Origin of the sequence: uncultured Maribacter sp., from assembly GCF_947496775.1 — a bacterium.
GTDB lineage: Bacteria > Bacteroidota > Bacteroidia > Flavobacteriales > Flavobacteriaceae > Maribacter_B.
On the sequence record NZ_CANMDU010000019.1, the window covers coordinates 1 to 8,994 of the forward strand.

Consider the following 8,994-nt stretch of genomic DNA (forward strand, 5'->3'; position numbering starts at 1 on the left):
ACAAAAAGGTTTGGCTAATTACGTGGCGGAATGTTAAGTACTAACTTGCTCCCGTACTATTTATAGCCAAACCGTTGTGCACAAGCTAAAAAAAATCGAGATAAAATGAAAAAGACATTAAATGATTTAACCAAAGAAGATTGGAATAGACTCTTTCCAATAGAATTGGTTGACCATAATCCTGAATGGAAAATTATTTACGAAAACGAAAAAAAGCGAATAATCGATAAAGTAGGAGATAAAACAATCCTGCGGATTGAACACTTTGGGAGTTCCTCAATTCCTAGTATAAAATCAAAACCTTATATCGATTTAATGATAGAAATCCCAAAAGAAAAGCTATTTGACGAAAATTTAATTGCAAATTTTACGGAATTGGGTTATTCTCATTTTGTAGTGCCAGCAAGAGATAATATTGAGGCTTACTCATCTTTTGGAAAAGGATATAATGTGGACGGAAAAAAAGAGCAGATTTTTCATATTCATATGTGTCCAAAAGATAATATAATGTGGAAACAAATTGACTTCCGAGACTATCTAAATTCAAATCCTGAAAGAGCAAAACAGTATGAAAATCTAAAACTTGAATTAGCAAAAAAGTTCAAAAATGACAGAGGTTCTTATGTACTTGGAAAGACAGATTTTGTGAAAGAAACGTTGGAAATAATCAACGAAAAAGCCAGCGCACAACACAGTGTATAAAACATAGCTAATAAATGCTAAATTTAAAGGTTTATCCTTATTTACAAAGACCACCAAATTTTTAAATTTGGTTTTTAGAATAGAAAAAGTAAAAACAAAATATAAAAATTCGGCTCTGTGTTAATCCAAAAAGTTAGTATTTTTTTGCACGCTACGTTTCATACACAAGTCCGTTGTGTGTAATTTGCAGAATTGCATCGTCCTGAAATAGGTTGACTAAAAAAACAAATATTTTTAGTAATCTATGGAAAAACAAGACAAACACTCCTGCCGAAAAAAAAGCTACAAAAAAGTAGGCTTTGAACTCAAACTTTTAATCATTGACCAAATTCATAATGGGCAAATATCCATTAATCACGCTTCAAATAAATATCAAGTCTCTAGAAGCTCTATTCAATACTGGATGAAAAAATACAGTACCTTAGAACAAAAGAAAATTGGTATGAGTAAAAAAGATGAAATCAAAAAACTTAAAGAGAAGATTGAAGAACTTGAATTCGTAAAAGACTTTCAACAAGACATCATTGCAGACATGGAACTAATTACTGGTGTCGATATGTCAAAAAAGTCATTGCCCAAAACATTAGCAGACGAGATTCAAAAAAAGAAACAAAACCGTTTAAAAGAAAATGGTTAACTACATGTTTTGGGATAAGCAAACAAGCATTTTATAAACGACTAAAATCACATCATAGTAAAGAAGTAAATGAACAAATTATGATACAATTGGTGCGTGATTGTAGAAACAAAATTGGACAACAAACCGGAGGTAAAAAACTACATGACCATCTAAAAAATGAGTTCAAAAAAAACAAAATAAAAATAGGTAGAGACAAGTTCTTTGAGTTCCTTAGAAACCATAAACTACTCATTAAGAAAAACAAAACGTATCATATAACAACAAATTCTAAACATCATTTTTACAAATACAAAAACCTAGTAAAAGATAAAGTGCCTACTAGAGCTGAACAACTTTGGGTTACCGATATTACCTATATCAAAACACAAAACGGACATAATTACCTGGCTTTAGTAACAGACGCATATTCAAAGAAAATAATGGGATACAAAATAGATAACCATATGAGAACGGAACTCTGCTTAGACGCACTGAAAATGGCGCTTAAAAACAGAATATATCCTGATAAAAAGCTAATTCATCATTCCGATAGAGGTTTGCAATACTGCAACCCTACCTATACCCTATTTGCAGAAAATAACAACTTAACTTTGAGTATGACCGAGCAATACGACCCATATGAAAACCCAATAGCCGAACGAATTAACAAAACACTCAAATATGAATATGCCCTAAAAAAAACAATTAAAAACACTAAACTTGCACAAAAATTAGTCAAAAAGGCTATCTTTATTTACAACAATTTTAGAACACATTGGAGTCTCAATTTAAGCACACCAAACAAGGTCCACTTAAAACAAAATATAGACTACAAATTGTATCGAAAAAATAAAAATAATCTGGAATTATTATCCTTTTAATCATCATAAAAAAAGGTCAACCTATTTCAGGACAAGACAAATCGATTAAAAATGATTGTTCCAGATATAGAAATTGTAGCCATTTTAGTCATTCTACTGTTGGGACTACCAATATTATGGAATGGATACAAAAACGGACTTGCAAAATCATTTAGTTTCACCAAACTGATTCAGACAATAAACAAATCTCTAAAAATACAAGGGGTAATCGGACTGTTGTTAATCGTTCTAGCTTGGACTTGGAATTGGTTGGATTTTAAATTTGACACCCTTTTGGTTGGGACTACTTATACTTTTCTTGTGATTGGATTTTTTATGTATTTACCAGTGCTAGTTTTATTGAATTACATAAAATATCTGATTAAAAGAAAACTAAAAAACCCAAAAATTGAGGACTAAAAACTACACACAACAAAACCTATAAACAATACGGACTTCGGGCTTAAACAAAAGGTTTGCGTATTTTTATGAGGTCGCGAAATCTTTGGGATTTCGCTTTGACACAAAAAAAGAAAAAACAAAACCAAAAGATTTCGCTATGTGCGTGGCGGAAAGCAAACGTTAGTTTGCTCCCATACTGTTCATAGCTCAACCGTTAGCAAATATTATAAAAAATCGATGAACTTATTACCTTTTGAAAAAATCGAGTTCAAAAGTCCGTTAAAGCCAAATCATATTTTGGAAATAATAAATGGTAATATTTCTTGGAACTCTGAATTAGGACTAACATTTAACAAAAATTCGATTAAAGAATATGAGGGATTTACGGAAAATAGCTCATTCAAAATTAGGAGAATTCTTAAAGGTGGAAGGAACTCCTTCATACCTATTGCTTCTGGACTTGTTTCTGAAACACAAAATGGAAGCAAAATCAAATTAAGTTTAAGTCTTCATAAGACAGTTCTAACTCTTGCAATTATTCTAACAGTATTTTCTGGGGCATTAGTAATTTCTCCATTTTTTCAGTCTTCTAAGTATGAGAAGGAAATGGAAGAATTATTAAATAATGAATTGGTAAAGGATAGCCTAAGCAAAGCGGATTATGAAAATTTCGAAAAAATATCAACTAAAGAAAAAGTAAATTGGACAGCCATTTTACTTTTCATAGCGCCATACATTATGTGCATTTTATTTTACAATTTTGAAGCGGATATTGTGAAAGAAAAACTGAATTCCATATTGCAAGTGGAAAAATAACATTTGCTAACAATGCCTAAACGTAATGCGGGCTTTAGGGCTTAATCGAAAGGTCTATGTATATTTATAATGTCACTAAATCTTTGGGATTTAGCTTTGGACAAGAAAATTAAAAACTAAACAATAAGCTTTAGCTTCGTGCGCAGACGGAAACGAAAAGTTTCCTTACTTCCGCACTACGCTTAGCCGAAGCCGTTAGGCAATATATGAAAAGAACCATTTTTATTTTATTCTTCTGTTTCTGTATCAGCAGCTATTGTCAAGACGCACGTATTGAAAATGCAATATCGAAATGCATGTATAATTCTATGCCTGATAATGGAACAAGTTTGAAATTACTGATTAAAAATCATCAAAATTTACTTATCAAAGAGTTTATACTAAAAGACTCGACCGCTAAATCATTGCAAATTGCGTTTAGTGAGATGGCAAGTGGAAAACTTCATAAAACCCCTTCTAAATCCTTCATTAAACAATGGCATGAATTGTTCGGTCCGGAAAAAGAAGAACTAAATAATTGTCAGAAAAAGATAGTACAAAAATCAAATGAATACGAATCTGAGAAATATTTGATGTTTACAAATGAACTCATTCAAATATTCTCCAAAAATGAAGGTATAGAAAGGAAAGAATTTGCGACAATCATAAATGACGTGCTGGAAACTCAGGATTATGGAATGGAATACTACAAATTATCCGTATTTTTTGTATTCGACTTAATCGCTACTTCTGCTGGAGTAGACCATACTGTAACAACTCTTAAAAGCCCAACTGATCAACAGATAAGTAACGCTTTAAAAATAGAAATAAACGATGAAAGCAAGATTATTTACCAAAATAAACCAATCGAAATAGACCAAGTTGGAGAAATACTAAGCAAATATTACAAAAGGAATAAGTCCAAATCAATTTTATCATTAAAAACGGACAAGAATGCAAAATATAATGTTTATGCCGAGGTTAGTGAACTTATAAGAAAAGAATTAAATCAGTTAAGAATGGAACTAGCTGAATCAAAATTTAAAAAACCATTTGAAAAACTAAATCAAACTGAAATGGATTTTGTTAATACCACTTATCCAATGGTAGTGATTGAATAAATACATTGCCTAACAAAACCTATAAACAATACGGGCTTCGGGAATAGTCGCAGGGTTTGCGTATTTTTATGATGTTCGCAAAATCTTTGGGATTTTGCTTTGGACAAGAAAAGAAAAAACAAAACAAAAAGATTTCGCTATGTGCGTGGCGGAAAGCAAACGCTGGTTTGCTCCCGTAAAGTTCATAGCTAAACCGTTGTAAAACATTATGAAAAAGAAATACGTCTACTACATTGTAATCATATTTCTTATCGGAATCGGACTGAATTATGCGGGGATATTTGGAATTGGTATTTGGGCTGCATCGGAACAAAGCGAAAGAGATAAAAAGAGAAAAGAAAACCAAGTACCTCTGAAACATTGGATTGCTGAAGAACAATACACAAATTACTACAAGCCAAAAATAGATAGTCTGTTAAGTGTTAATCCAAGTCAAGCAATCAAATACATTGACCGAATAATCGAAAAATATCCCGAAAAGGATTTCCTAAATATCTACAAAGGAACAGGGCTCTATAAATTAGATTCTTTTAAACTAGCTCATCGGGAATTCAAAATTGCTATGGAAAAGGCAGGCTACGAATATCCTACAGCTTTGGGAAATTCTGGATGGGCTTTAGCAAAAATGGAAAAGTATGATGAAGCTATTTTAGAATTTAAAAAAGCTATAGAAAGTAATGGGGATTATGAGTTGGATTTAGCAGAGATTTATGAACTTAAAGGCGATTTTAAAAAAGCAATTCAATGTTATAAAAACAAAATACATGAAATTGAAAAACGGTATCCCTTGAACTCAAAAATCGACACAACTATAGTTAAAAATATATCACTATTAAAAGTTAAAATTAGGAAACTCAACAAAAAAATAAAATAACGTTTTACAACAATGCCTAAACGTAATGCGAAGGTTTGAGCTAGACCAAAAGGTTTGTGTATATTTATAATGTCGCTAAATCTTATGGATTTAGCTTTGGACAAGAAAAAATAAAACTAAACAATAAGCTTTAGCTACGTCGGCAGACGGAAACGAAAAGTTTCCTTGCCCCCGCACTACGCTTAGCCCAACCGTTGTGTTTAATTATAAACTATAAATGAAATTTAACTTCTTCAATAAAAAGAAAAAACCAGTAAACATCAAAGAGGAATGGAATAAGCTCGGAAGCAAATACGCTAAAGAGGTTAACGAAATGGTTGAATTTGGAGAAAAGAATGGGTGGGAAAATTGGAAAGGAAAAGAACCCGTAGACGATAGAGATCATTTAGCAGACGAAATTTTCAGTCTATTGAAGAAAGCTAATGAAACAGATACTATTAAAGAATTCAGGAATAATTTTCCACCCGCACATACACCAATAATAAAGTTCCTTGAAAAAAAAGGACAAAGTATCGAGCAGTTGCAATTTATTGACGAACAGAAAATTGTATTCCTAACAGGTACATCTTATCAAAAACGACAAGCATACATTCTTGATAATGAAAACACATTAAAATTAGATTCAGAAATTAATGCTATCGGCAAATCCAAAAAAAATAATGTTTTTGCTATATCGGCTAAAAATAAAATTACAACTACTCAAGGATGGCAAGGAAATATCATTTCTACTTTTGAGTTAAATGAAACCAAAGATTTAGGTATAACAGAGCTAATTCCATTCAATGATGGACTTAAAATATTACTTACCACTTCTGAGGGAATATATTTAGTTACAAAAGAATTTGAAAAAATGATTCATCCTGTGCCTGATTTAGAAGATGAAGAATGGGATTCAAACATTGATATGGAAAATGCAACATTATCAAATGATAACAAATATATTATTACCGGCGACCAATGTTCGGAACATAGAATACTAGACAATAGTGGATCTCAAATTGGAGGAATAGGACAACAATCTGAATACCCACATTATTGCCTTTTTTCAAAAGATGATAAGCAGTTAATAACTAACTCTTGTCATTTTTATAATGGAATTACAATCGGAGTAGCTACAGATAATCTAAATGGAATTAATATTCCTGAATATGAGGAAAGTCCATTATACCAAACAATAGACGAAGGAATGCGAGTATATTGTGGAACTGCTACTTCTGACTTCTACATTTTAGGTGATGCACACGGATATATAAAAGCAATTGACCTAAATGGAAAATGTATTTGGAGACACTTTTTAGGTTCAACAATTAGTGGAATTACAATATCAGATGATGAGAAAACCTTATGGGTTGGTTCTTATTCTGGTATGCTTCATAAATTACAGTTAGGAAAAGGTTTTAGAGATGAGCATACCATTGGAAACGGAAATCATTATGAAGACTTTCGACTGATTTTATGGAAAGAAGAATCAATAATGAAATGGTAAATTAAAATAACTAAACACAACAATTTGTATAGTGCACATACACCCTTCGGGATGCAAACGCACCATACAATAGACGTTGCCATTAATTTGAGAAATATCGTGCGCAAATGAATATTAAAAATTTATTAATAATTCTATTTTTATCAATAGTTTCAAAGGGAATATCTCAAGAGAACAGTTATGATATTTACAATACACTTCTTTCTGAATATATTGCTTTCGAAAAACAATTTGTTGGAGGAAAAATAAAGGATAAATCTGTTTATTCGCTTAAAGAGGATTTAGGTATTGCATCTTACATAAGACAAGACAGCAGCGTGCCAAATTTAGATTTAATAGTACGATATGTCTTTTCAAAAAAAGACTCGCTTATTAAAGAAATCAGATATGAACTTGACTTTGCAAACTTTGAAAAAAAAATTGAACCCAAACAGAATAAAAATATTAGAAAAGCATTAGCAAACTATTACCTAACTGTTGAAAAAGATTTAATCTCAAAATTAGGAAAAAGTAAAATTGAAGGAGAATTGACGGACAAAACTGTTATTGACGAAGAAAATGACTATTACAAAAATAATGCTTGGATAATAGGTAACACACGAATTGATTTGCTTATAAAAATGTCTAATTTTATCAGAAAAGAAAAACCTATCTATCCAAATCATAAGGTCACTATTACCTATAAAACTATCGAAAAAATAGAGACAGAATATATCGGTCGTAAAAAGCCATATGAATTAATTGAAAAAAAATCATTGCCGAGAAAATTTACTAATAAATCACGAATTCCGTTAATATCAAAATGTAAAAATAATCACACAGAGGCTTGTCTTCAGAATTCTATAAGTGATTTAATTTTGAGCGAAGCAAATAAAATAAATTTGACTTTAAAAAGTGACACTCTAAAAATTGGTGTAAGAATAAATAAAAATGGCTCGACTTCAATAATGGATAATGAAACTAAAAACTCGGAACTTAAAAAAGTAGTAACAGATGTTTTATCATCGATGGAATTAATTGAACCTGCCTATATTAAAAGTTTAAAAAGATATGAAACCGTTTCTTATTCGTGGTATATACTTATTAAGAATAATGAAATTACTAACCGATTTAAGAACTGAAAATAAAAAACTAATGGCAACACTATATATAGCAAATAGGGCGATTAGTGTTTAACCTAAAGTTTGTTGTCTGTTTGCAAAGTCGCCAAATCTTTTGATTTGGTATTAAAAAAGAAAAATTAAAACAAAATACAAAAGATTTGGCTTGTGGCTAAACCGAAAATAATCGTTTGTTTTCTGCCCTACTTGCCATATATTTAACGTTGGGTACAATTATGACAAACAGCATTTTCCATAATAAAGAGTTTGAGTTAAACGGAATTTCTGTACCAGAATTTGAATTAAAAAGCGGAAAACTAATCCGACTTTATATTCCGAGTGTGAGAATTATCGGATTTGACCTAACAATCAAATTGATAAAGCGTTTTCAAAAAATGAATACGGATTTACCTTGGGCGAAAAATTACTCTCAAAATTCGATTTTGGAAAAATTATTTCCTCTTACAGTTGAGAAGTATTTGATTAAGAAAAAGAAAATTGACAAGCAAAACTCGATAAGAATTGCTGACGAAATTGGAATTAAATTAAATGATAAGTTTGAGGAAATAGGTTTTATTAACCGAAAAGCTTTAATCATAAAAGCTCTATTCGAAAAAAATAGTTCTATTCTTATCGATTATTATGGTGTTGATGCAATTGGAATAAAAAAATTGGAACGAATAGTTAACACAGAAATTGAAAAAGGCAAAACTGGAATCGCATTTGACCTATTGGAATATGTTGAGGAAAAAGAACCTTTTGAAAACATTGAACGAATAAAAATAACTGTACCCAACAATGTATAACCGCAATTACGGCGGATTCGACTACGTCCGAATCCACTCGGAATTGCTAAAGCCTGTGCTAAACCGAAAATAATCGCTAATTTAACCCGTAACTGACGGTTATACGTAGCCGTTGGCAGTAACTTACCTAGTAAAAAAAAGAGAACCTAAGCGCTTCCCTCCTTTTTTGTTGTTTACCCTATAGTTGGATTAGCTAATTTTCGCAAGCAGTACGTTTATCAGCACAACA

Annotated in this window: 10 protein-coding genes; all 10 read left to right on the plus strand. The window is 31.1% G+C overall.

Going from position 1 to position 8,994, the window contains the following annotated elements; all coding sequences use genetic code 11:
• Nucleotides 1-105: 105 nt before the first annotated feature.
• The 10 genes from Q0856_RS17545 (at nt 106) to Q0856_RS17590 (ending at nt 8,765) form a co-directional block, all read left to right on the plus strand.
• The gene (locus tag Q0856_RS17545) at nt 106-702 is read left to right on the plus strand and encodes a GrpB family protein (RefSeq protein WP_298507093.1); all 597 of its coding nucleotides are present in this window, start codon (nt 106-108) and stop codon (nt 700-702) included.
• Nucleotides 703-946: 244 nt separating this feature from the next.
• The gene (locus tag Q0856_RS17550; protein ID WP_298507094.1) at nt 947-1,339 is read left to right on the plus strand and encodes a helix-turn-helix domain-containing protein; all 393 of its coding nucleotides are present in this window, start codon (nt 947-949) and stop codon (nt 1,337-1,339) included.
• A 14-nt stretch (nt 1,340-1,353) separates the two neighbouring features.
• The gene (locus Q0856_RS17555; RefSeq protein WP_298507109.1) at nt 1,354-2,202 is read left to right on the plus strand and encodes an IS3 family transposase; all 849 of its coding nucleotides are present in this window, start codon (nt 1,354-1,356) and stop codon (nt 2,200-2,202) included.
• Between the two features lie 51 nt (nt 2,203-2,253).
• Nucleotides 2,254-2,601 (plus strand): hypothetical protein, encoded by a 348-nt coding sequence (locus Q0856_RS17560; protein WP_298507096.1) that lies wholly within the window; start codon nt 2,254-2,256, stop codon nt 2,599-2,601.
• A gap of 219 nt (nt 2,602-2,820) precedes the next feature.
• Nucleotides 2,821-3,399, plus strand: coding sequence for a hypothetical protein (locus Q0856_RS17565; RefSeq protein ID WP_298507098.1), 579 nt, complete (start codon nt 2,821-2,823; stop codon nt 3,397-3,399).
• A 308-nt stretch (nt 3,400-3,707) separates the two neighbouring features.
• A complete protein-coding gene (locus Q0856_RS17570) occupies nt 3,708-4,499 on the plus strand; it encodes a hypothetical protein (protein WP_298507099.1) in 792 nt (263 codons plus the stop codon).
• 208 nt (nt 4,500-4,707) lie between these two features.
• Entirely contained in the window at nt 4,708-5,373 is a 666-nt protein-coding gene (locus Q0856_RS17575; RefSeq protein WP_298507101.1) for a tetratricopeptide repeat protein, read from the plus strand.
• A 217-nt stretch (nt 5,374-5,590) separates the two neighbouring features.
• The gene (locus Q0856_RS17580) at nt 5,591-6,859 is read left to right on the plus strand and encodes a hypothetical protein (protein ID WP_298507103.1); all 1,269 of its coding nucleotides are present in this window, start codon (nt 5,591-5,593) and stop codon (nt 6,857-6,859) included.
• A 107-nt stretch (nt 6,860-6,966) separates the two neighbouring features.
• Nucleotides 6,967-7,980, plus strand: a complete 1,014-nt coding sequence (locus Q0856_RS17585) for a hypothetical protein (RefSeq protein WP_298507105.1) — start codon at nt 6,967-6,969, stop codon at nt 7,978-7,980.
• A 215-nt stretch (nt 7,981-8,195) separates the two neighbouring features.
• A complete protein-coding gene (locus Q0856_RS17590; RefSeq protein ID WP_298507107.1) occupies nt 8,196-8,765 on the plus strand; it encodes a hypothetical protein in 570 nt (189 codons plus the stop codon).
• The last annotated feature ends 229 nt before the right edge of the window (nt 8,766-8,994 follow it).

What these genes read in the sequence shown, in the direction of transcription:
- Q0856_RS17560 (WP_298507096.1), top strand. Translation starts at nt 2,254, where the DNA reads ATGATTGTTCCAGATATAGAAATTGTAGCCATTTTAGTCATTCTACTG.
- Q0856_RS17565 (WP_298507098.1), top strand. Translation starts at nt 2,821, where the DNA reads ATGAACTTATTACCTTTTGAAAAAATCGAGTTCAAAAGTCCGTTAAAG.
- Q0856_RS17550 (WP_298507094.1), top strand. Translation starts at nt 947, where the DNA reads ATGGAAAAACAAGACAAACACTCCTGCCGAAAAAAAAGCTACAAAAAA.
- Q0856_RS17575 (WP_298507101.1), top strand. Translation starts at nt 4,708, where the DNA reads ATGAAAAAGAAATACGTCTACTACATTGTAATCATATTTCTTATCGGA.
- Q0856_RS17590 (WP_298507107.1), top strand. Translation starts at nt 8,196, where the DNA reads ATGACAAACAGCATTTTCCATAATAAAGAGTTTGAGTTAAACGGAATT.
- Q0856_RS17580 (WP_298507103.1), top strand. Translation starts at nt 5,591, where the DNA reads ATGAAATTTAACTTCTTCAATAAAAAGAAAAAACCAGTAAACATCAAA.
- Q0856_RS17570 (WP_298507099.1), top strand. Translation starts at nt 3,708, where the DNA reads ATGCCTGATAATGGAACAAGTTTGAAATTACTGATTAAAAATCATCAA.
- Q0856_RS17585 (WP_298507105.1), top strand. Translation starts at nt 6,967, where the DNA reads ATGAATATTAAAAATTTATTAATAATTCTATTTTTATCAATAGTTTCA.
- Q0856_RS17545 (WP_298507093.1), top strand. Translation starts at nt 106, where the DNA reads ATGAAAAAGACATTAAATGATTTAACCAAAGAAGATTGGAATAGACTC.